The organism is Oleiphilus sp. HI0043, assembly GCF_001634935.1.
Genome location: NZ_LWEY01001781.1, coordinates 1 through 789, shown reverse-complemented (window position 1 = coordinate 789; position 789 = coordinate 1). Strand labels below are relative to the sequence as shown.

1 protein-coding gene is annotated in these 789 nt (G+C 51.2%); it reads right to left on the bottom strand.

The annotated features are described in order from the left end of the window. Positions 1-770, bottom strand: a 770-nt coding sequence (gene zapE / locus A3729_RS27475) for an AFG1/ZapE family ATPase (protein WP_231877515.1), incomplete at its 3' end; no start/stop codon positions are given. Positions 771-789: the final 19 nt, after the last annotated feature.

The window sequence follows — 789 nt, the reverse complement described above, 5'->3', positions numbered from 1 at the left end:
TCTACCAATCGAGACGCGGCTCGTCGAAAGGAAAAGGCGAGATCATTGGCGGACGAGAATTGTGCCAGTGACACGCCAATTAGACCCGTCGCCGACCACTCCAAATGTTCCCCCTCTTTGGTGCGAATCATGGTCGTCGCAAAGGAACTCGAGTTTCCCCCCTTCTCACTGACAAACAATTCTACATCTCCATCTCTGCTTTCGACTTGCGCTTCAAAATCGACAAATAATTCGTCGAGCGGGACTTGTGCCGCTAGCACCAAGCGGGTGCGAGATTCATAACACGCGTCAATGAGGTTCACGAATCGTCGCGCTTCGTTGAGGTGGTTGGCGCCCAATTGGGGGACGCTGTCCATAATGAGGACCGGAAATCGGTCGCAGAGGGAAAGATAATCGGCCGCGCCGAGCGGTTGGTAGCACAACTCGGAAAAGTCAAACCAGGCGCACCGGTCATTCAATCGGGCGACCTGGACGGTGCGACCGAAGCGAACTTGAATGACCTCAGCCTCAGTTCCGGATGCAGTGCCACCAAATATTTCTTCCAACTTCGCCTGCGTGTTGTTATTACTATTATTATCGCCATGAACATCCTTGTTTGACCAAAAATAGGATTGACCATCCGCTCGAGTTTCGAGTCGATAATCCTTAGTGGAACCCTCCATGGAAAAAATGTCGAACGTGTGTTTTAACATGTCTATGAATGGCATAAAAAGGGATCGGTTAATGCCTCCCTTATACAAGGCATCGGGGGAGCGATTCGAGGTGGCCACTACCACGACATTCCAATCC